General features: G+C 69.3%; 22 protein-coding genes. 11 read left to right on the plus strand and 11 right to left on the minus strand.

Features of this window, described 5'->3' with window-relative positions:
• Positions 1–249: 249 nt before the first annotated feature.
• Together ACIA8E_RS32260 and ACIA8E_RS32265 are read right to left on the minus strand one after the other, a co-directional pair.
• Positions 250–441 (minus strand): hypothetical protein, encoded by a 192-nt coding sequence (locus tag ACIA8E_RS32260; protein ID WP_399303384.1) that lies wholly within the window; start codon positions 439–441, stop codon positions 250–252.
• Between the two features lie 11 nt (positions 442–452).
• Positions 453–1,304 carry a helix-turn-helix domain-containing protein gene (locus tag ACIA8E_RS32265; protein ID WP_399303386.1) on the minus strand — a complete coding sequence of 284 codons (852 nt, stop codon included), beginning with the start codon at positions 1,302–1,304 and terminating at the stop codon, positions 453–455.
• A 308-nt stretch (positions 1,305–1,612) separates the two neighbouring features.
• Here ACIA8E_RS32265 and ACIA8E_RS32270 point away from each other — a divergent pair, with 308 nt between their 5' ends.
• The gene (locus ACIA8E_RS32270) at positions 1,613–2,110 is read left to right on the plus strand and encodes an ATP-binding protein (RefSeq protein ID WP_399303388.1); all 498 of its coding nucleotides are present in this window, start codon (positions 1,613–1,615) and stop codon (positions 2,108–2,110) included.
• Between the two features lie 206 nt (positions 2,111–2,316).
• On the plus strand, positions 2,317–3,285 hold the full coding sequence (locus ACIA8E_RS32275) for a CDP-alcohol phosphatidyltransferase family protein (RefSeq protein ID WP_399303390.1): 969 nt from the start codon (positions 2,317–2,319) through the stop codon (positions 3,283–3,285).
• Between the two features lie 120 nt (positions 3,286–3,405).
• Here ACIA8E_RS32275 and ACIA8E_RS32280 read toward each other — a convergent pair whose 3' ends face one another.
• Positions 3,406–4,092, minus strand: a complete 687-nt coding sequence (locus tag ACIA8E_RS32280) for a peptidoglycan recognition protein (protein ID WP_399303392.1) — start codon at positions 4,090–4,092, stop codon at positions 3,406–3,408.
• A 453-nt stretch (positions 4,093–4,545) separates the two neighbouring features.
• On the opposite strand from ACIA8E_RS32280, the gene ACIA8E_RS32285 reads away from it, so the two are divergent.
• The 3 genes from ACIA8E_RS32285 to ACIA8E_RS32295 all read left to right on the plus strand — a co-directional run bounded on the left by ACIA8E_RS32285 (position 4,546) and on the right by ACIA8E_RS32295 (position 7,375).
• The gene (locus ACIA8E_RS32285) at positions 4,546–5,415 is read left to right on the plus strand and encodes an LLM class F420-dependent oxidoreductase (protein ID WP_399303394.1); all 870 of its coding nucleotides are present in this window, start codon (positions 4,546–4,548) and stop codon (positions 5,413–5,415) included.
• A 91-nt stretch (positions 5,416–5,506) separates the two neighbouring features.
• Positions 5,507–6,562: an aldo/keto reductase gene (locus tag ACIA8E_RS32290; RefSeq protein WP_399303396.1), complete on the plus strand. Its 1,056-nt coding sequence runs from the start codon at positions 5,507–5,509 to the stop codon at positions 6,560–6,562.
• A 219-nt stretch (positions 6,563–6,781) separates the two neighbouring features.
• On the plus strand, positions 6,782–7,375 hold the full coding sequence (locus tag ACIA8E_RS32295) for a hypothetical protein (RefSeq protein WP_399303398.1): 594 nt from the start codon (positions 6,782–6,784) through the stop codon (positions 7,373–7,375).
• 81 nt (positions 7,376–7,456) lie between these two features.
• On the opposite strand, the gene ACIA8E_RS32300 is transcribed toward ACIA8E_RS32295, so the two are convergent.
• From ACIA8E_RS32300 to ACIA8E_RS32320, 5 genes are all read right to left on the minus strand, one after another.
• The gene (locus ACIA8E_RS32300) at positions 7,457–7,906 is read right to left on the minus strand and encodes a DUF3592 domain-containing protein (RefSeq protein WP_330246080.1); all 450 of its coding nucleotides are present in this window, start codon (positions 7,904–7,906) and stop codon (positions 7,457–7,459) included.
• Positions 7,907–7,926: 20 nt separating this feature from the next.
• A complete protein-coding gene (locus ACIA8E_RS32305; protein WP_399303400.1) occupies positions 7,927–8,529 on the minus strand; it encodes a hypothetical protein in 603 nt (200 codons plus the stop codon).
• A 62-nt stretch (positions 8,530–8,591) separates the two neighbouring features.
• Positions 8,592–10,565, minus strand: a complete 1,974-nt coding sequence (locus ACIA8E_RS32310; RefSeq protein ID WP_399303401.1) for a hypothetical protein — start codon at positions 10,563–10,565, stop codon at positions 8,592–8,594.
• 171 nt (positions 10,566–10,736) lie between these two features.
• Positions 10,737–11,258: a hypothetical protein gene (locus ACIA8E_RS32315; protein WP_399303403.1), complete on the minus strand. Its 522-nt coding sequence runs from the start codon at positions 11,256–11,258 to the stop codon at positions 10,737–10,739.
• Positions 11,259–11,281: 23 nt separating this feature from the next.
• Positions 11,282–12,907 carry a polymorphic toxin-type HINT domain-containing protein gene (locus ACIA8E_RS32320; RefSeq protein ID WP_399303405.1) on the minus strand — a complete coding sequence of 542 codons (1,626 nt, stop codon included), beginning with the start codon at positions 12,905–12,907 and terminating at the stop codon, positions 11,282–11,284.
• Between the two features lie 162 nt (positions 12,908–13,069).
• On the opposite strand from ACIA8E_RS32320, the gene ACIA8E_RS32325 reads away from it, so the two are divergent.
• Together ACIA8E_RS32325 and ACIA8E_RS32330 are read left to right on the plus strand one after the other, a co-directional pair.
• Entirely contained in the window at positions 13,070–13,468 is a 399-nt protein-coding gene (locus ACIA8E_RS32325) for a hypothetical protein (protein WP_399303407.1), read from the plus strand.
• A gap of 169 nt (positions 13,469–13,637) precedes the next feature.
• Positions 13,638–14,411 (plus strand): hypothetical protein, encoded by a 774-nt coding sequence (locus tag ACIA8E_RS32330; protein WP_399303409.1) that lies wholly within the window; start codon positions 13,638–13,640, stop codon positions 14,409–14,411.
• 9 nt (positions 14,412–14,420) lie between these two features.
• On the opposite strand, the gene ACIA8E_RS32335 is transcribed toward ACIA8E_RS32330, so the two are convergent.
• Entirely contained in the window at positions 14,421–14,792 is a 372-nt protein-coding gene (locus ACIA8E_RS32335; protein WP_399303411.1) for a DUF192 domain-containing protein, read from the minus strand.
• A gap of 104 nt (positions 14,793–14,896) precedes the next feature.
• Between ACIA8E_RS32335 and ACIA8E_RS32340 the strand changes: the two genes are divergently transcribed.
• The 3 genes from ACIA8E_RS32340 to ACIA8E_RS32350 all read left to right on the plus strand — a co-directional run bounded on the left by ACIA8E_RS32340 (position 14,897) and on the right by ACIA8E_RS32350 (position 17,173).
• On the plus strand, positions 14,897–15,766 hold the full coding sequence (locus ACIA8E_RS32340; RefSeq protein WP_399303413.1) for a prepilin peptidase: 870 nt from the start codon (positions 14,897–14,899) through the stop codon (positions 15,764–15,766).
• A 59-nt stretch (positions 15,767–15,825) separates the two neighbouring features.
• Positions 15,826–16,617 (plus strand): class I SAM-dependent methyltransferase, encoded by a 792-nt coding sequence (locus ACIA8E_RS32345; protein ID WP_399303415.1) that lies wholly within the window; start codon positions 15,826–15,828, stop codon positions 16,615–16,617.
• Positions 16,618–16,714: 97 nt separating this feature from the next.
• Positions 16,715–17,173: a hypothetical protein gene (locus ACIA8E_RS32350; protein ID WP_399303417.1), complete on the plus strand. Its 459-nt coding sequence runs from the start codon at positions 16,715–16,717 to the stop codon at positions 17,171–17,173.
• 29 nt (positions 17,174–17,202) lie between these two features.
• Here ACIA8E_RS32350 and ACIA8E_RS32355 read toward each other — a convergent pair whose 3' ends face one another.
• Together ACIA8E_RS32355 and mgrA are read right to left on the minus strand one after the other, a co-directional pair.
• A complete protein-coding gene (locus ACIA8E_RS32355) occupies positions 17,203–18,357 on the minus strand; it encodes a winged helix DNA-binding domain-containing protein (protein ID WP_399303419.1) in 1,155 nt (384 codons plus the stop codon).
• A gap of 658 nt (positions 18,358–19,015) precedes the next feature.
• Entirely contained in the window at positions 19,016–20,056 is a 1,041-nt protein-coding gene (gene mgrA / locus ACIA8E_RS32360; RefSeq protein WP_399303421.1) for an L-glyceraldehyde 3-phosphate reductase, read from the minus strand.
• A gap of 199 nt (positions 20,057–20,255) precedes the next feature.
• On the opposite strand from mgrA, the gene ACIA8E_RS32365 reads away from it, so the two are divergent.
• Entirely contained in the window at positions 20,256–21,017 is a 762-nt protein-coding gene (locus tag ACIA8E_RS32365; RefSeq protein ID WP_030914966.1) for an isoprenyl transferase, read from the plus strand.
• Positions 21,018–21,187 lie beyond the last annotated feature (170 nt).

Here is a 21,187-nt window from a genome sequence, read left to right on the forward strand (position 1 = left end):
GTGAGGTGGTGACCTCCGTCCTGAGGAGCACTCGGCGCCGTTCGACGCCCGTTTTCAGTGTGCCGCGATGCGCTCGACGCGGCGACACCGAGCCGTACGGGGCCACGCCGGCCGCTGCGCCGCGACCGGTACTCGGACACCGGCGTTGCGTGACGTGGGCGCCTTCGCATATCCATCGGGTGGTGAGTTTGCCGGTGGCATAGCCGGTGCGCAGTTGCCTCTTACCGGCACCGGCCCGGGCCTCCGGCGTCAGAGCAGGTGGTCGGCCTTGCCGGCCTTGATGTCGCGGATCATCTGCCGGAGCGCCTCGTGGCTGTCGGTGAGGTAGTGGGCTTCCTGGCCGACGAGTGCGATGTAGCTGTTGCCCTGATCATCCGTTCCGAGTCGGTAGCAGCTGGCTCCCTCACCACAGAACGGTTCTTCCCATGTGATGCCGTGCACGGAGACTCCCCTCAGAGGTGACGTGCGATGTCGTGGATGAAATCCCGGGACTTCTCGGGTGACAGCGCAATCCGTTCCATCCAGTTGAGGTGTGAACGGTACTTGGCCAGTTGCGCTTCCCCGTACAGGAATTCGGGCCCATGCGTGCTGTCCACCTGGACCGTGTCCAGCTGCGGTACGGGACCCTCGGAGTAGTTCACGGTCTGTCCCGCACCGGGGAAGGCGCCCGCGTCGAACGGGGTCACGCGCAAGGTGATGTGGCGGCGCTCCGACACGGCCAGGAGGTGTTCCAGCTGGGCGCGGGCCACCTTTCTGCCGCCGAACTGCATACGCAGCGCCGCTTCGTGAATGACGCCGACGTACTCCGGCGGTGTCACGCCGTCCAGAACCTGCTGGCGTTCCACGCGGTGGGCCAGGCGGAGGGCGACCTCGTGCTCGGGGAGAGCCGGCACGACGACGCGAAAGACGGCGAGGGCGTGATCGCTGGTCTGAAAGATCCCCGGGATGTGTACGGAATGGGCCGTCCGCATACGCAGGGCGTGGGCTTCCAGCTCCGCGATGTCCAGGAGGCCGCTGGGGAGGGTGGGCCGGTAGCGTTCCCACCAACCGCGATGGGAGGGACGAGCCATGTCGGCCAAGGCGTTCACATACGCCTCGTCCGTGCAGCCGCAGGCGTTGGCGAGCGTGCGCAGACGGTCCTCGCTGATGGCGCGGAGACCCTGCTCGATGTTCGAGAGCCTGGAGCGGTCGACCCCGAGCAGCCTGGCCGCGTTCTCGGCAGAGATGTCGGCCGTGGTGCGCATCTTCCGGAGTTCGCTACCCAAGCGCCGCTGACGTTCGGTCGGGGACGTTCGCGATGCCATGTCAGTCCTTCCGTGACCTTCCGTGCGAAGTCTGCCGTGCAGACCGCACCTTGGACCACGTAAGGATTCAAATTTGCAGGAGTGGGTGGCCATTATGACCCCTGACCAACTACAGTCGGTGACGCACTGCTCACGCTGTGACGAGCCGGGAGCGCATCGCACGGTCCTGCCCGCATCCTCCTGCCCCGGGAGGGGCGGTTCCGTGTCGGCGAGACGAGCCACTGCTCATTCCGCAGTGCAAGAGCCACTTGTGCGCATCGACGCGAAAGAGAGACCGCCAACTCGCCACCCGTACAAGGGAGTCAGTCATGACGAAATCTCCGCGCGCCGCGCTCTGTCCGGTAGTCGTCGAGGAGCCCGCGCCCGACTCGTACGCGTGTCCGCAGCCCGGGCGCCGTACCGCCGATCGTGGGCCGGCGCTCAGTCTCACTCTTCCCGGCGACCCGCGCAGCGCGGCGATCGGGCGCAATGCAGTCACGGCCTCGCTGTGCGCGTACGGGCTCACTCCGTACACCTGGCCGGCCGCGCTCGTGGTGGGTGAGCTCGTGGGTGTCGCCGGCATGATGACCCCGGGCCTCGATCTGTACGTCTCCGCCCGGCACCGCGACGACGCACTTCGACTGGTCGTCTGGGACCAGCACCCGCACCACGCCGATCCCGATACGGTCACCCTCTGTGGGGAGCGACGCAGGAGGGCGCTGTGGCTGCTGGACTCCGTCGTGGAAGACTGGGGCGGGGAGTGGGGCGTCTGCGACGCGCTGCCGCCGCACGCGGGCATCAGGTCCTGGGCCCGGCTGCCCAGGTGACGGAGGCTTCGCCGGGCTGCGGTCGGACGTGAGCATCCGCATCGCAGTACGCGGCGTCGAACGTCGTGTTTGTGCACGTGTTGGGGACATGCCGGGGCTCCACGACTCCTACCGGCAGGTAAAGGTTGCACAGGTGGAGCCTTGTATCTGGATCACCTCCTCCTTAGGTTCAGGTGAATATCAGTAGAACTCCAGGAAGACATTCCATGCGCCGAGACATACCGCCCCTCGTCGAGGTGCGTCGCATCACGCAGAAGAAGCGCGATGCATGGTGGACCGTGCTCCTCGTGGACCCGGTAGCCACACCCCTGGTGCGGTTCGTTGCCAGGCGCACCCGTATCACTCCCAACCAGATCACCTGGGGCGCGCTGATCCTGGGGCTGGTTGCCGCCGCGTGCTTCGTCAAGGGTGACTGGTACTGGTTGATCGCCGGCGCGCTGCTCTACCACCTGAGCTTCATCCTTGACTGCATGGACGGCAAGGTCGCCCGTCTCACCGGCCAGGGGTCTGTGTTCGGCGCTTGGCTGGACTACATCTTCGACCGGATACGGGTCATGGCGTGCGCCGTCGCCCTGATGGCCGGCCAGTACTACCGTACCGGTGAGATGATCTATGTCTGGCTCGCTGCCGTGGTCGTCTTCCTTGACGGCCTGCGATACATCAACTCGCTGGAGATCTTCAAGACCCGGCACACGATGCGCAAGCAGATCAAGTCGCGCATCAAGTCGGCCCGTCGAGACGAGAACCAGGCAGAGCTCGCCTTCATGGAGGACCTGCTTCGGGACAACCCCGAGGCCGACATCGACCACGATGCAACCAGCGTCTCTGCGCAGGAAGAGGCGCCCTCCGCTCCAGTGACACCCGCTGCCTCCCGAGGGCAAGTGATCGATCTGCAGCAGGAGTTCCGTCACCGCTTCCCCGGCTACCTGCGGTTCCGCTCGTTCATGCTGCGTCACCGCATCCGCACCCATCTGATCAGCGGCATCGAGTTCCAGATGAGCGTGTTCATCATCGGCCCGCTCCTGGACCAGATCATCGCTGCCACCGTGGTCAGCGCGGCACTGCTGCTGGTCTTCGAACTGGCAATCGTCTACAAGCTGCTGTTGTCCACCCGTGACTTCACGCGCACGATGAGCTCCTTCGAGGAACAGCGGAACATCACGACTGCGGCCTGACCTCCGGCGGAGGGCGAAGGCCAAGAACGGAGGGGCCCATTCGCACTGCCGGGTGGCCCCGAACGGGTGAGGGCCGCGCCGCCGGAGTCCGCAGGCGCGCCGGCCGGTGCTCGGCGTCAGCTACTTCCCCTGGTGGAGGCTCTGCAAGGTCACCGGGACGCCGATACCGGACGATGCTCCTCCGGACCTCCCCTGGAGTTCGGCGGCCATGTCCCGGATCGCGGGGAGCCGAGCGAACAGCGCATCCCCGGGACAATCGGTCTCATTGCCGTCGCGATGGCCGGAGATGACGTTGAATGCGGCCGAAGTGCCTTTGGGGTAGCGGCTCTTGTCGTTGGTGGACGTGAGTCGCACCTTGCTGCGGGGGTCGACACCGCGCAGGCCGAGTTTCCAGGCGGCGAGGGCCGCGATCGCGTGCTCCATCGGCGCCGGCACCTGCGTCCCTCGCCCGAACGTGCCGATCGCCGCGATCCCCGCAGTGCCCCGGTTGAACCCGAGTGTGTGGGAGCCGACGACGGGGCGGTCGACACCTCCGGCACGGCCTTCGTAGACGTTGCCGCATCGGTCGACGAGAAAGTTGTAGCCGAGGTCCCCCCAGTCCCGGTCGTGGGTCTGGCCCGCATACAGGTTGCGCAGGGTGAGCGGGACGTCCGCGCAGTTGTAGTCGTTGGGGGTGTCGGTGTGGTGGATGAAGATCGCTGTCACCCCTCCCGCGTAGTGGGCATGGGCGTCGCGCTGGGTCTCGTCGGCCCGCCACTGTGCACGCGACACGATGGCGGGCCGACGCGCCACGCGGGGGAATGCCACCGACGTCGCTCCGAGGGTGGGGAACGGCCATGCGGAATCGCCGGCCGGCTCCGCAACGATTCCGGTCCGCTGCACCGAGGGAGGGCTCTCCGGCGTCGTCCCGCTTCCGGCCCTCGTCACCCCGGCCGCTGCCGCCATGAGAGCAACGGCCGTAGGGACCGTGACCCACAGTGCCATTCGGTACAAGCGCACAGGGAGACCCTCTTTGTCTTTCGCCGTGGGGACGGTAGGGGTGCGTACGCCCAACAGCTTTCCGGGAGGAGGTTCGCTGCGCGCGCCGGGTTACCGCATGCAGGGGAGCATGCCGACGTACGCAAGGGTTCCGAAGCAGGGCCGCTCCGAGGCTCCGGCACCCGGCCGGGCGTACCGTCCGTGCCTGCCCGCCCGGACGCACGTACCGTGACGAGGGACTGCACAGGGGCGTCGCAGATGTTCCGGCATGGAGGAGTGGACGTGAAGCTCGGCCTGCACTACTGGAACTACTCGCAACCCGCCGACCCCGCGCTCATCGCGCCCACGCTCGCCGAGGCGGCGCGGATCGCCGACCAGGGCGGGGTCGCGTCGTTCACCGTGATGGACCACTACTTCCAGATGGAGACCCCGCAGAGCACGGCCGACGAGCCCATGCTGGAGGGGTACACGGCCCTCGGATACGTCGCGGCGCTGACCCAGCGGATGACGCTCGGCCTGATGGTCACGGGTGTGATGTACCGCCATCCGGGTCTGCTGGCGAAGATCGTCACCAGCCTCGACGTGCTGTCCGGCGGCCGGGCCGTGCTGGGTCTCGGCGCATCCTGGTACGAGCGGGAGCAGCGCGGACTCGGTGTGCCGGTCGTCCCGGTCGCGGAGCGGTTCGAACGGCTGGAGGAGACGCTGCAGATCTGTCTGCAGATGTGGAGCGAGGAGAACGGCCCGTACGAGGGGCGGCACTACCGGCTGGCCGAGACGCTGTGCATGCCGGAGCCGATCGGCGAGCGGCCGCCGATCATGATCGGCGGCGGCGGCGAGAAGAAGACGCTGTGGCTGGTCGCCCGGTACGGGGACGCGTGCAACCTGTTCGCCACCGATGTGGACGAGGTGGCCCACAAGCTCGAAGTGCTGCGGGTGCACTGCGCGGCGGCGGGCCGCGACTACGACTCCATCGAGAAGACCCTCATGTTCAACAGGCCGGTCCTGGACGAGACCGATGCGTTCCTCGCCGACGTCGAGGAGTACGCGGAGCTCGGCATCACCGCCGTGCAGGTGCTGCCGGACCGGCACCCGGTCAGTTTCACCGAACAGCTCGCCGCCCGCATCGTGCCCAGGCTCGACACGATCGGCTGAGGGCGGGACAGCCCTTGGGCCGCCCGGGAGCCGTTCACAGCGGTTGCGGGTTTCTCCGTAGCGGAAGCACTCGAATTCCAGGGAGAGCTCCATGCGTTACACGACCTTCGGCCGCCGTACCGGACTGCGCGTCTCGCAGTACGCGCTCGGTACCGGCAATTTCGGCACCGGCTGGGGCACCGGGGCCGAGCCCGACGAGGCGCGCCGCATGTTCGACCGGTTCGCCGAGGCCGGCGGGAACTTCCTCGACACGGCGGACCACTACCAGTTCGGTGAGTCGGAGACGCTGCTGGGACAGTTCCTCGGCGCGGACCGGGAGGACTTCGTCCTGGCCACGAAGTTCACCAACGGCGCCGCCCCGCAGCCGGGTCTGTCGCGGACCGGCAACAGCCGGAAGAACATGCGCCACTCGGTCGAGGCGAGCCTGCAACGTCTCGACACCGACTACATCGACCTGCTCTGGGTCCACTTCCCCGACGGCCTGACGCCGGTCGAGGAGATCCTGCGCGGCCTCGACGACCTCGTCGGCCAGGGCAAGATCCTGCACGCGGCACTGTCCAACTTCCCGGCCTGGCGTGTCTCCCGTGCCGCGACGCTGGCGGACCTGAAGAGCTGGACGCCCGTCGCCGGAATCCAGGTCGAGTACAGCCTGGTCGAGCGGACCGCCGACCGTGAACTGCTGCCGATGGCGGAGAGCCTCGGGCTCGGCACCGCCCTGTGGTCCCCGCTCGGCGGAGGGCTGCTGACCGGCAAGTACCGCGGCAGCGCGGAAGGCCGGCTCAGCGGCCTGAAGACCCTGGTGCACACCGAGAGCACCGATCAGAAGACCGCTGTCGTCGACGCCGTCCTTGCCGTCGCCGAGGAGACCGGGGCGCCCCCGGCGCAGGTCGCGGTCGCCTGGATCAACGAGCGGGCCGCACGCGCGGCGACCTCCCAGATCCCGATCGTCGGCCCGCGCACACTGAGCCAGCTCGACGACTACCTGGGCGCCCTCGACGTCGTCCTCACGCCCGAGCAGTACACCCGCCTCTCCGAGGTCAGTGCCGTTCCGCTGGGTGTGCCGCACGAGGCGAGCGCAGGTGTCCGGGACAGGGTCCAGGGCGGGGACGCCTCGCTCTTCGCCACACCCGCCGTGCCGGTCGCCTGAGCGGTTCAGGTCCTCATCGGCCGTCAGCCCGGCGGTGAGCGCGGACCCGTTTTGGGGCCCGCCCCTGGGCCCGTGGGCCCACGCCCCCGTCGGCTGCGCTCATTACGCTCGTAACCGACCGAACGTGAGCTGAAGTCTTGCCGCCGCCGAGCGGTGATTCGACGTGCTCATACGCACATCCGAAGAGGTGCCCCCACACTCTTATGAGGTGAAGCGTCGATGAAAGACGGTTTCTTCCACTCGTACCATCTCGGCTGGAGCCGACTGGATGCCGAGTCGTTGCTCGGGGATCTGGGCGCGGCGGGGCTGCGGCTCGACCACCCCGCCACCGGCCGCATCACGCTGGTCAGCCCCGGCTCCGAACCACCGGCCACCCAGGCGCGGGTGACCTGGGAGCAGCTGGTGACCGTGGCGGGCCTGCAACGGCTCGACGAGATCAGCTTCCTGCTGTGGGTGAGGAGCGGCGCCGAGGTGTACGCGCGTGTCCGTCGCACGAGAGGTGGTGTCGTCGCTCTCGAATTCGGACTCCACGGGCTGTCCCAGGACGATCAGGAGCTGGCCGTCCGCGCGATCAGGGAGGCGATCGGCAGGGCCTCCGTGCTCTGCATCGGCTTCGTGGTCGACCGGGAGGGGGCATCGGAGGCGACCGACTGGGACGGGGTCATCGTCAACGGCACGACGCTCTTCGACAGTTGGCCGGACACGCTGGCCGTACGGCATGAGGTGGCGGCACTGCAGCCGCAGCTTTCGGGTGTGGCGTCGTTCGAGCAGTCGCCGTGGATGCTGTTCGGCAGCGAGGTCCCCAGCCGGTAGCGGCCGCCCGGCCGGCGCCCGGAGAGCCCTCGCGCGGGCCTCGGACCCGGCCGCCCCGCGCCCGTAGGGACCGCGCCGTCCTCAGACCCAGCCCCGCATCGCCACGAACCCGTACAGCAGACCCAGTGAGAACACGGTCAGGCCGGCCGCGAACACTGCGGGCATCAGCACCGGACCCCAGGCCCGCGGTCCGGCCACCGTGGCGCGCTTCTCCGGGGCCGCCGGATCGTACGTGACCCGGATCGGTGCCCCGACCTCGAAGCCGAACGGGCCCGGCGCATGGTCGACGAACTCCATGTCGCGGCCGTCGAGTGTGCGGAACGCGAACACGTACTCCGTCGCGTACCCACGCTCCCGGTCCGCCCCCCGGTCCACGACCCGGCGCTCCGCACACCGGCCCTCGACCTGCACCCCGTGCCGGATCAGGCTCAGTACCCGGCCCAGCCGCAACGCCGACCGCACGGCGAACGCACCGAGGAACAGGCCGAACAGCAGCAGGAAGGTCGCGGTACCGCCGGGCAGAACATTCATGAACGCCAGTCCTCCACGGGCTACTTCACGGTGATCGAGCCGACGAACGCGTCGAGATCCTTCGCGCTCAGCGAGCCCTTCACCGCATTGATCCGGATGGCGAACGGTACGTCCTTCGAGTCGACCCCCGCCACCACGACCCCCGTCATCCGGGTGCCGCTCGCCGGGGTCTGCTCCCGGCCGGACGAGGTGAACTCGTAGTCGATCCGACGCGCGTCCCGGGCACTCTCCTCGCCCGCCAGCCGCACATCGGAGGTGGCCTTACGGGTCGCGCCGAGGCCGATGCCCGCGCCCGCCGCGGCGGCCGCCTCGCCCGCGTCGTCGACGCCCGTGGCGAAGTCGAGCTGGACCGAGACCATGCCGGTGCGCAGCCCGCCCTCCGTCCTGAGCGCGACGGCCGCGTTGCTCTTGCTGCGGTCGGCCGCGGACTGCTCCTTGTATCCCTTGTCCTTCGGGAAGCCCACGGACAGGCTTTTCGTGTCGAGCTTGCCCCAGCCGTCCGGGACGGCGCCCGCGTCCGAGGAGCCGCAGCCGGTGAGAAGGGTGAGACCGATGGCGGCGGCAACAGCCGCGCCGAGCGTCCGGGACCTGTTCACTGCCGCCCTTGCCGTTGCCGCTGCCATGGTCTGTTCATCGCCTCTCGTCGTGCGTGGTGCCGGGTGGTGCCGCCGGTGCTGCGGGGTGCTCAATTCGCGCAGTAGCTGTACGGAAGGAAGCTGCGCTTGTCGCCCTGCGGAGCTCCTAGGAACTGCGCGTCCGTCAGTGTCTCCTTCTTGTGCTCGTCCGAGATGGAGAACCCGAGACTCATGCCGAGCGAGACCTCGAAGCCGAACTCCTGGGCGTCCGTCTCGCCGTGGTACTGCATGGTGCTCGACAGGCCGTCCTGGAACATCATCTGGTCGAAGGGGTCCGTCCCGTCGGGCTTCTGCTGCAGCGACTTGTCGCCGAACATGTACTCGAACGGTGCGGTGTTGTTGCCGCTGCCGTCCAGCCACTTCTCGGCGATGGCCCGCTTGTCCTCGGTGGCCTTGTCGTCGTCCTTGCCGAAGATGATCGAGTTCGTCTGGACCTCGATGCCGGTTTCGCCGGACGAGTCGGTGACGCTGCCCTTGCCGCCGCGCTTGTCGCCGTCCTTCTTGCCGTTGTCGCCCTTGGCCTCACCCTTGTCGGACGTCGAGTCCGTCTCGACCGTCTTCGTCATGTCGATACGGACGATCTTGCCGGTCTTCTGGTCACGGGTGACGGTGATCGCCCCGGTGCGGGTGTCCTTCGCGCCGGCCGTGCCGGTGAGCGGGCCTGCCGTGCCGCCGACCTTGCCCTCGAGTTCGAGCTTGGCGGTGTACGTGTACGACTCGTTGCCGTTCACGTCGTCCTTGGTGATGGTCACGTCGGGGGAGAACTTGGCCTTGCCGCCCAGCTTGGCGCCGAGCTCGGACTCATCGCCCGCGCTGATGTTGAGACCGCCGTCGGCGTACACGTTGAGACCGATGGTCGAGTAGGAGATCTTCTTGTCGCCGATCTTCTTCTCGACGTCCTCCTTCTTCTCGGCCCACTTCATGCCCGAGTACCAGCCGCCGCCGTAGCCGCCGCTGTACTTGGTCGAGGTCTCCCACATCTTCATTTCCTCGATGTCGTCCCGCATCTTCTTGGCGTCCTCCTCGCTCTTGAAGACCCAGGTGTCACCGTTGGTGATCTTGACGCCGCCGCCGACATCGACATCCGCCTTGCCGAGCTTGCCGAGCTTCACCCCGGGCGTACTGCCACTGGCGCCGACGGACGCGGCGTCCGTGAACGTCATGTAGACCAGCTTGTCGTTCTCGTCGACCTTGCCGTCCTCGTTCACATCCGTCTTGGCCTGGCTGACCTTCTGCTGGAAGCCGTACTCGTTGCCCCACTCGAACCAGCCGATCTTCACCTTGTCGCCGACGGTGTCGGAGACGCTGGAGATCTGGCACAGCTTGGGCTCGTAGTCGGCATCGGTCTTCGGCTTCGCGGTCGGGTCCCCGCCGCCCGTCGTGCATCCGGCACTGCCGCCGCCCATCGAACTGATCGCGCACCGGATCCGGTCGCCGATCTGCCCGCCGACACCCGCCATCGCCATCGCGCCGATCAAGGTGACGACGAGGACGATCACCCCGAGGTACTCCATGGCGGTGGCACCGCTGTCGCGCCAGGTGTACGAGTTCGGCGCGGCGGGCTCTGTCTCGTCGCCCTCCAGCAGCCGGTCGACGGCCAGCCCCACGGCCGAGCCGGTGACCAGCACCACCACCGGCATCAGCACGCCCTCGACGCCGACGACATGCCACGAGACGTAGAGGCCGTACGCGAGCCCGACGACCGGAACACCCGAGGTGGCGAGCAGATACAGGAGACGGGACTCGCGTTGCTCGTCGGGCAGGACGCGGGCGGCGGCCAGGGTGGTGAGGAGGGTGGTGATGACGCTGGGCACATGCAGCAGTGCCAGCCGCCAGGTGAAGACCTGGAGCCGTTCTTCGGTGGCGAGCGTCTCGACGAGTCCACGCGTCACCAGGATCCCGGCGAAGACGTAGACGAGGGCACCGACGGCCCAACTGCGCGTCAGGGGAAAGAACACACCCCCGCCGCGCTCCCGCGGTATGTGGCCCCCGCTTCCGTTTCCCCAGCCGCCGCCACTTCTCACGGTCTTCCCCTCCGCCACTGACTCGCACTGCCTGCCCGCCCCGCTGCTGAACCTCGGGTGTGGCGTGAGCGTACGGGCGGGCGGACCGGATGACCTGGGCCCTTGGCCCCAAGTTCGGGCCCAAGTAAGGGGGAACGGACCGTTGGGTCCCGGGCGGTCGGTGGCGTCGGGCTACCCGTCGTACAGCACGCTCGTATCGACACCGGCATCGCCACCGGCCACGCCGCCGTGCAACTTCAGCCGGCGCTGCTCGTCCGCCTCGTTGCCCACCTTGATGCCGAACGTCCACGTCGGATCGAGGAACAACGTGCGGCCCCCTTCGAAGTCGAGGGCGAGGCAGGTGCAGTCGGTGCCGGCGGAGGTCCGGTAGGCGCGCAGCCGCGTGCACCGCAGTTCGTCGCGGCCGTCGCCGAAGAGCTGCTCACCGAACGAGGCGACGATCACCTCGTCCTCGGCCTCCGCCAGCAGTTCGATGTCGGCCCAGTCGACGCCCGGGACGTGCGAGGCGCCGAGCCGGTCGTACTGGCCCTGCGACTCGAACCGCAGCAGCCCTTCGTCCAGTCGCAGCCATACGACCATCGGCTGCGGCCGGAACTCGGGGAGGTCGTCGTCCCGGTCGATCCAGCCCGGGACCAGGACATCGCGTACGCGGTGTTCACGCAGTGCCGCTTCGACGGTCCGCCACCCGCTCATGTCCTGCACCCCTGTCTCTGCGGCTACTTCTTCTTCGGCAACAGCTTGGTGAACTCGATGCCGGTGTCCATGCCTTCACCGCTCTTGAGCGCGGTCCAGAAGTCGCCGTTCTCCTTCAGCACGATCGTCACGCCCTTGCCACGATAGATCAGCCCCTCGGGCTCGCCCTTCTTCAACGTGCCCTTGCCGACCAGCTCGAAGGTGCCGTCCTTGATGGCCTTCGCGATGTCCTCGCGGAACCGCGGCCCGTCCTCCTTGAGCTTCTTGTACTTGGTGCCCAGCGCGTCCTCGACCAGCTTCTTGTGACGCAGGAAGTGGTCCTTGAACTTCTTGGCGTCGCCTTCGCCCACCTGGGGCTTCCTGGCCGCCTCGACCTCTTCGGGCGACATCTCGCAGTCGTTGTTGTGGACAAGCGCGTTCGACGCACCGATGCCCACGTAGTACGTGTGGATGCCCTCGACCGTGAGGTCGTAGGTGGTCTGCCGCCGGCTGTACCGGGAGACACCGGTGACCGTCAGCGTGGAGCCGGCCTCCGTGCGCAACTCGTCACCGCGGCCGATCTCGCCGGCGTCCGCCCAGCGACGGCCGTCGCTCAGCCAGAACGGGTGCGTGTCCGTCGCCGTCAGCCGGGCCTGCGCGCCGCCCGCCACCACCGCGAGCCGCGTGAAGTGCTTGTCGTCGTACGTGGTGATGGTCCGCTCGACACGGCGGATGCCGGTCACACCGCTCACCGGGTCGGTGGCGATCACGCGGTCGCCGACGGAGACGTTCTGGATCGGGACGCGGCGGCCGTCGGCGAGCAGGACCGGGGTGCCGGCGAGGAAGCTGTGCCGCGCGGGGCAGGTCGTCGGCTTCTTCTCGTCCGGCTTGTCCTCCTTCTTGGGCGGGTCATTCTTCGCGTCGTCGAGCTTCTTTCCGGCGTCCTCGAGTTTCTTCTCGGCTTCCTTGACTTTCTTGCGGTTCTTGACCAGGCCCTTGAGGGCGTCGTAGAGGTCGCCACCGTGCTTCTTCAAGCTCTTGATGAGCTTGTAGGCCTTCTTCCACTTCCACGGGGCGCCGTACTTCGCCCCGAGCTTCCCGACCGCACCGCCGATCAGGGTCAGCAGCACATTGATGAGTGTTTCGGTGCAGGCGCCCATGTCGCCCTTGGTGATGCAGTCCAGGGCATCGGTGATCCCGAGCTCGTCGGCAAGGATCTTCGCCAGTTCCTTCGCGGCTTCCTTCGCCTTGTCGGTGTTGGACTTCTGCTCCGCCTGGGCGTCCTGCAGTTCCTTCAGCGCCTTGTCGTAATCGACCTGCTCGGGCGCCTTCGGCGTACCGTCGTCGTTACGGTCCGAGGCCGGGTCCCCGGTGCCCGGCTTGCCCGCGTCGCCGTCCCGTGCCTCGGCGCCGCCGTCCCCGCCGCAGTTCCCGCCGCCCCCGATCCGGCAGACCTGCACACCGATCTTCTCGGTGAGCTCCGCACCGATCCCGGTCGCGACGAGCGCACCGACGATCGCCCCGACCACCAGAACGAGGCCCAGGTACTCCAGCGCACCCTGTCCCCGGTCACGCCGACGGCGCAGACCCATCAACCGCACATCCGTACGCGGCACGGTGTGCCGTGACCACCGCCGGATCCGACGACGCAATTCCCCCAGCTGAGACATGGACTCGACACTAAAAGTCCCGACACGCCGGTGTCTTGGGCCTGTGGACCCAATGCCGCAAGCGGTGCGCGACCCGTGTCCGGGGACCCAAGACGCCTTCCCCGGACGGAAGTTAAGGTCCTGCAAACGCAATCACAGCGGCACGGAAGGAAGGGTGGACGGGTGAGGACTCGCTTACAGACGGCGGAGCAGCTGGCGCTGACCGAGGAGGAGTCCCGGCTCCTGCAGCAAGGCCTGGTCGAGTGGAGCGGCCCGGCGCGCTGCACGGAGGAGTTCGCGGTGGCCATGGGCTTCGACGACACCGCCGACCTGAACCGCAGAGGGGCCAGGATCCGTACGGCGCTGGCCGCGAAGGAACCCCTGGAGCCGATGGACTGGGCGCGGGCGCTGCTCGCCACGGAGCTGGCGTTCGCCAGCGAGGTGGTCGGCTCGGGCTATGAGTGGTCCACGACGACCGGCTGGTCCGACGACACGACCGTGAAGGTCCTGCGCTCCACGCAACTGAAGCTGATCCGCACGGTGTCCCCGCTCGTCGGCCGCGGCCTGGGAACCCGGCCCTAGAGACCTCGCTCACGCCGGGCTCGCGGGGCGCGCGCCCTGATCCGAAGGAAACGCCCCGAACCTCCTGAGCGAGACGGCGAGTTGGGTCCGTGGGCCCACGCACCCGCCGCCGCCCGGTTGTTAGCGTGCCGGACAGGGGAACGGGGCCCATGGCCAGGAACGGGGAACGATGAAGGCTCGTACAGCAGTCATGGCGGCGACGACAGCGGCGCTCTGCCTCGCGGCCGTGTCCTGCGGCCCGTCCGGCGGCGACTCGTCCCATGGCAAGGACCGCGGCAGGGCGAGCAGTCCGTCGAGCGCGAAGCCGTCCGGCGACGACGCCTCGTCCCCGCCACCGTCCCCGAGCACGCTGCCGGCCGGCACCGGCAAGGTGCTCACCGAGGCGGAGCTGACCGAGGCGGCCCTGGCTACCGGCGACCTGGCCGACTACGAGGTCACCCCCCTGCAGGGCAGTGAGGACACCGGCACGGAAAAAGCCGAGAACCAGGCCTGTCGGCCCCTGGCCGCCGTGATCGACGGCGCTCCCGAACCCGCCGCGACCGCCACCGTCCTCCGTACCGTCATGGACAGATCGGAGGAGGGAAAGGACGACCAGACCGTCGTCACCGAGATTCTCACCTCCCACCCGAAGGGCGCGGCCCAGCAGGTGCTGCGCGACGTCCGGGACGCGGTGCAGGCCTGTGCGGGCGGGTTCAGGACATCGAGTGACGAGGGGCCGTCCACGTACAGCAAGGTAGATCTGCTGGATGCGCCGCGGGTGGGCGAGGAGAGCATCGCCTACCAGGTGACGGGGAACATCGAGGGCGACAAGGTGCCACTGGTCTTCCAGCTCGTACGGAGAGGGTCGACGGTCGTCACGTTCTACGTCGCCGACTTCGTCGACGCGACGCCTCCGGAACTCCCGGCGGAAGTGGTCACCGCACAGCTGGCCAAGCTCCCGTGACCCGCCCCCTCAGTCAGCCTGGTCGATCCGTACCTGCACGCCCGGCCGCAGCCCCCACTTCTCCATCGTCCCGGCCGCCGACTCGAGCACATGGCGGGACCGCAGCCGCACCATCCCGAGCCGCCCCGGCTTCATCGTGTGTACCGCCACGACGTTGAACTTCCGGTCCAGGTACGCCACATCGATCGTGAACCGCATCCCGAACGTGTGCACACTCCCGCACGGGGTGATCATCAGCGCCCCGTCGATCCCGTCCTGCCCGAGAAGCCCCTTCGACCGGGCGCGGTACGAGGCGGCGATCCGAAGCGGTATCTCCAGTCCCGGTCCCCCCTCCCGGTCCCCGACCGTCAACGTCCCGTTGCCATTGCGCCATTGACCCATGGCGACGACGGTAGCGCCCGGTGACAGCCATTGGGCCCGAAATGCCGCGCAGTGGGCCCCAGGGCCCATGACCCCGTGTGCGTTGCCCGCCTAGGGTCGGTCCCGTGTACGTCATGCTGACAGGCGCCGCCGCGCTCTGGGGCGCCGCGACCGGACTGCTGGTCCCGCGCGCCGCCTACCGGTTCTCCGTCGAACCGGAGGACGCATGGCGGGACACCTGCCCCGCCGGCCACCCCTTCAGTGGGGTGGCCCGCGGCTGGCTCGGCTCCACACGGTGCGCGGCGTGTGCCGCGGGTGCTGCGGCGCGCACGACTGCGCAGACGAATACGGCCGCGGTACCGGCCCAACCCGCCGAGCCCGCCGGGTCGGCGGACACGAGCACGAGGGAAGGCGACGGCCGGGAGGGGGACCCCTGCGCCGAACCGGACGCGCGTTACGCCCCCGCCGTCCTTGCCCCCGTCGCCACGACCCTCGGCTGCGCCGCCCTCGCCGCGGCCACCGGGCTCCGGCCCGAGCTTGCCGTCTGGCTGCTGCTTGCCCCCGTCGCCGTACTCCTCGCCACCATCGACCGCCGCGTCCACCGGCTGCCCGACCGGTTGACGCTGCCGCTCGCCGGTGCGGCCGTCGTACTGCTGGGTGGCGCGGCGCTGCTTCCGGAGCACGCCGGTTCGTGGCTGTCCGCCCTGCTCGGCGGCCTCGCCCTCGGCGGCTTCTACTTCCTGCTCTTCCTGATCAACCCGAACGGGATGGGCTTCGGCGACGTCAAGCTCGCCCTGTCGCTGGGGGCGGCTCTCGGCTGGTACGGGTGGGCGATCGTCTTCGCGGGCGGCTTCGCCGGGTTCGTACTCGGTGCCGTGTACGGATTCGGGCTGGTGATCCTGCGGCGGGCCGGGCGTAGGACGGGCATCCCGTTCGGACCGTTCATGATCGCGGGCGCGCTGCTCGGGATACTGTTCGGCGGCCTCGCTGCCTGACCCGCCGGGGCCCCGGAATTCGGTCGCGCCCGCGAATGCGCGGATGACACCATCCCCGCATGCCGGGAACATCCGAAGAAGAGGAACGCACACGCTTCGAAGCGCTCGTCGCCGAGGCCGCCGCCGTCTCCGTCGACGGCTGGAACTTCTCCTGGCTCGACGGCCGGGCCACCGAACAACGCCCCTCCTGGGGGTATGCGCACGCCATGGCCGACCGGCTGGGCCGGGCGCAGGCGGCCCTCGACATCCAGACCGGCGGCGGCGAGGTCCTCGCCTCCGCCCCGACGCTGCCGCCGGTGACCGTCGCCACCGAGTCCTGGCCGCCGAACATCGCCCGCGCCACCACCCTCCTGCACCCGCGCGGCGCGGTCGTGGTCGCCGATGCCGACGAGCCGCCGCTGCCGTTCGGGGACGCGGCGTTCGACCTGGTGGTCAGCTGGCATCCGGTGACCACCTGGTGGGCGGAGATCGCGCGCGTGCTGACGCCCGGTGGTACGTACTTCTCGCAGCAGGTCGGCCCGGCCAGCGTCTTCGAACTCGTCGAGTACTTCCTCGGTCCGCAGCCCCCCGAGGCCCGCGGCGCCCGCGACCCGCAGCGGGCCCGCGCCGACGCGGAGGCGGCCGGGCTCGAAGTCGTCGATCTGCGGCCGGAGACGCTGCGTACCGAGTTCTTCGACATCGGCGCCGTCGTCTACTTCCTGCGGAAGGTGATCTGGATGGTGCCCGGCTTCACGGTCGAGCAGTACCGGCCGCAACTGGCCGCCCTGCACCACCTCATCGAGACCGAGGGGCCGTTCGTCGCGCACACCACCCGCTTCCTGATCGAGGCCCGCAAGCCCCAGCAGCCGTAAACCTGGTGACGCTCGCTGTGTCACCACTCTCCCTTTACCGGCGTACGCCCAAAAGGATGCGACCCTGGGCGGTGAGCGCACGGGGAGGGAGCAGGTCATGAGGGTGGAGGACGGCGAGGAGGCCTTCCGCAGCACGCGGCAGGGCAACGCCGAATGGCTCAGAGGGGCACGGGTCGTCGGCGTCCTCGGCCTCTTCTACCGGCCGGAGGGGCGGATGGGGGAACCGGAGGCCGTCGAGTTCCTGCTCTCCGACAGCCAGTCGTTGCTTCTGACCTGCGCCTCCGACTGGACCCTGCACATCGGCCCCGGGACCTGGCCGCGCCTGCCCGAGTGGTGCGTACCCGCCGGCCAGTGGGAGTTCGCCGCCCTGCCGCACCTGCCGGAACCGCCCGACGGCGGCTGGACGGTCACCCGCACGGAGGAGCTCCGGGACGAGCGCGGCGAGGTGCACCAGGCCGTCATCCGGTGCGAGGGCGGACGCTTCGTGGTCATCGGCGGGGACACGGTCGCGATCCGCTACACCCGCGGCCATCGCGGCGCGGAAGCGACCACCTGAGCACACAGGCGACCACTGCCGGGTGGACGCTATGCGTGGGGTCCCACAGTCACCTTTCCGACCGTCAGTTCCGGCTTCCCCTCCAGCACCGCCCCCACCCGCTCCACCTGCTCCTCCAGACCCCGCAACTGCCCGGACGTGAGCGGGGACAGCGGCTCCACGGTCACCGCGATCCGGCGGCCCGAACGGCGCTGGTGCCAGACCCCGGCGACCGTGCCGTCGATCAGCAGCACCGGGTGGTTCCCCGCCTGGCCACCCGCCAGCGCGCGGGCGTACGCGGCACCCGGGAAGAGTCTCTCGCGGGGCTGCGACGCGATGGCGAACGCATCGAAGTAGGGGAGCAGCCGCACCCCGCGCGCCGGCCCGGCGGGGAAGCCGGTGTCGCCGGCCACCAGCCAGGCCGGCCCGACACCCTCGTACGCCACCTCTTCGAGCGCCCCGGCCCCGGCACGCTCGGTGAAGACGGACGCCGCCCAACTGTTCGGCGCAGCAAGCCATTTGGCGAAGTTCTGCGGTGTGGCGGGACCGTACGCGTACAGGTAGCGGTGTACGAGCCCGGCCAGCGCCTCCGGGCCGTCGAGCGGGGTGGTGCCCGGGTTCGTGTACGTGACCTTGCGGCCACGGTCGGGGGCGAAGCACAGCACACCGCGGTGGCCCGCGAGATGCATCACCTGCCGCCAGCGCGGCCACATGTCCTGGAACGCGGGCATCACGCGGTCCCCGGCCCATGGCCCGGTGCGGGCGACCACCGCGTCGGAGAGCTCGTCGATCGTCAGCTCGGCCCCCGTCAGCGCGTCACCGACCGCCGAGAGAACCTCCTCGATCTGATCCGCGCTCATCCGGGCGTCCTTGCGGAACGGGCTGGTCCCGGCCGGGATCGCGGACAATGCACCTGTCCACAAAGGCAGTTCGGCCGCCGCAAGCAGATGTACGGTGCCGCGGGGCCCATGCGCCCTGACCAGGGTGCGGTCGTTCCACAGCGCCTTGCGCACGTCGGTACGCGTCGCCCCCGCCAGCCGCAGCCCCACGGACAGCTCGGCGGCGGACGGCACCTGTGCATGGGCGGCGAGCATCGCCGCGACGGCACGGCCGGGGGAGGAGGTCATCGGGGCGGCGAGGCCCTGGCGTTCGATCCGGCGCGCGTTCGCCTCGGCCCAGGTCACGGTCGCGGTTCGTGTCGTCATGATTCGGAAACTAGCGGCCCATCAGGTCAGGGCGTGTCCCACATGCGGTCCATGACCTCCGCGAGACGTACAGCTGCGGTTCTCGCCGGCGCGACGGTGTCCGTCCTTCCCACGGCCCTTCGCGCGCCGCGGGATGGAGCGGGCCCAGGAGAGTGCGGGCCGCCGCGGCCCCGGCCCCGGCAGCGACCGTACCGGCGCTCACGACAACGCCCACACCCTCCGCCGAAGTGAACCCACCGCCGACCGGGTGAAGACCGATGCCCGGATCGAGGGGATCGAGGCGGCTCACTCCGATGGCCCAGGAACCGCACACCACCCAGGCCGAGCTCCGCAAGGTGGCCGCCGGGCGGCCATCGGGCCCACTGCGGGCCGCGAACGGGAACGGGCCCGGGACGGGATGCGCCGGTCCGGCGTCAAGGCGGCGCCCCCGGCCGTCCGCCCTCTTCGCACCCTCTCCCAGGCCCCGGAATCCGTGCCCGGACCGGAGTCTCGCAAACTCGGAGAGTAATTATGGAGCGGCGTGGCACGCAGCATCACTTACGAAGGGTTATGGTGGAAACCCCCCCTCGGGCCGGTCCGTATCCCCCCCCACGGACCGGCCCGTTTTTTGTGGGCAGGTGGTGCGGGTCCCGGGCGGGACCCGTGAAATTCGGACCGATCAGCCCCGTCCGGCCCAGATGTTGGTGCCCGCGGTGTCCACGGCGAAGGTGTCGATCTCCTTCAACTCCTCGGCGGACAGCGCCGGTCCGGCGAGCGCCGCGACGTTCTCCTCGAGCTGCCGCACACTCGACGCGCCGATCAGGGCAGACGTCATTCGGCTGTCCCGCAGCACCCAGTTGAGTGCCAGCTGGGCGAGGGACTGGCCGCGCCGCTGAGCGATGTCGTTCAGCCCGTTCAGCCGGCGGACCACCTCGTCCGAGAGCAGATCCGGGCTGAGGGACTTGCCCTGGGTGGCGCGCGAACCCTCCGGGATGCCGTGCAGGTACTTGCCGGTGAGCAGGCCCTGGGCGAGCGGAACGAAGGAGATGCAGCCCATGCCGGCCGCCTCCAGCGTGTCCAGCAACCCGTCGTCCTCCGTCCAGCGGTTGATCATCGAGTAGGACGGCTGGTGGATCAGGGCGGGCACACCCATCTCCTTGAGCAGCCGGGCGGCCTCGGCGGTCTGCTCCGAGTTGTACGAGGACACACCCACGTACAGCGCCTTGCCCTGCTGCACGGCGGAGGCCAGCGCACCCATCGTCTCCTCGAGCGGGGTGTCCGGGTCGAAGCGGTGCGAGTAGAAGATGTCGACGTAATCCAGCCCCATCCGCTTCAGCGAGGCGTCCAGCGACGACAGCAGGTACTTGCGGGAGCCCCACTCGCCGTACGGGCCGGGGTGCATGTCATATCCGGCCTTGGTCGAAATGACCAGTTCGTCGCGGTACGGGGCGAAGTCCTGGTGGAAGAGCTTTCCGAAATTGAGCTCGGCGGAGCCGGGCGGCGGGCCGTAGTTGTTGGCCAGGTCGAAGTGGGTCACGCCGAGGTCGAAGGCGCGGCGCAGAATCGCCCGCTGGGAGTCCAGTGTGCGGTCGTCGCCGAAGTTGTGCCACAGGCCGAGCGAGACGGCAGGGAGCTTGAGACCGCTGCGGCCCGTCCGGCGGTACTCCATGGAGTCGTAGCGCGAACCGGCAGCCCGGTAGGAGGAAGAAGAATCAGTCACGTTTCCCTCCTTATCACGTACTTGTGACAGACCAGGTTGGGCCGGTGCGGCGCCTGCGCAGTAATGTGGCGACGTCGGGGACTGCCACGGCACGGCGGAGCGATGGCTCTGCGGACTTGTGCGGCGATCCCCAGGGGGACGACCCCGGACCCCGGGCAATGGGGCGGGCGGGCCCGCACAGAACCGAGAGGTGAACTCAGTGAACTTGCGCGACCTGGTGTACAGGCTCTACGCGCGCCGGGTGGAGGCCCGCCTCGATCACACCCAGGTGCCCAAGCACATCGGTGTCATCCTCGACGGCAACCGGCGCTGGGCGAAGGCGTCCGGCGGCACGGCGGCGCAGGGGCACCAGGCCGGTGCGGACAAGATCCAGGAGCTGCTCGGCTGGTGCAGTGAGACCGATGTCGAGGTCGTCACCCTGTGGCTGCTCTCCACGGACAACTTCGACCGGCCCGCGTCCGAGCTGACCCCGCTCCTCGGCATCATCGAGAACACCGTGCGCGACCTGGCGGCCGACGGCCGGTGGCGCGTCCACCACGTCGGCACGCTGGACCTGCTGCCCGCGCACACCCAGACCGTCCTCAAGGAGGCCGAGCAGGCCACGGTCGGCGTCGACGGAATACTGGTCAACGTCGCCGTCGGCTACGGCGGGCGGCAGGAGATCGCGGACGCGGTGCGCTCGCTGCTGCTCGACCACTCGTCCAAGGGGACGTCCTTCGAGGACCTCGCGGAGATCGTCTCCACGGACCTGATCTCCGAGCACCTGTACACGCGGGGGCAGCCGGATCCGGACCTGGTGATCCGCACGAGCGGTGAGCAGCGGCTGTCCGGCTTCATGCTCTGGCAGAGCGCGCACTCCGAGTACTACTTCTGCGAAGTCTTCTGGCCGGCGTTCCGCAAGGTCGACTTCCTTCGCGCGCTGCGCGACTACGCGGCCCGAGGCCGCCGCTTCGGCGGCTGACGCCGCCGCGCCTCCCGACCCAGCCTGTCCGGCGTTCGAGGACGGGACCCCGGGGCGGGTGGGCCCGGACCCGTGCCCCGGGGCACTGCTTCCGGCTCGCCCGCGCCCCTGCGCAACGGTTCCGGCCTCAAGTGCCGGACGGACTCACATCGTGGGCCCGGACCTGTGTG

The organism is Streptomyces sp. NPDC051664 (assembly GCF_044453545.1).
Classification (GTDB): Bacteria; Actinomycetota; Actinomycetes; order Streptomycetales; family Streptomycetaceae; genus Streptomyces.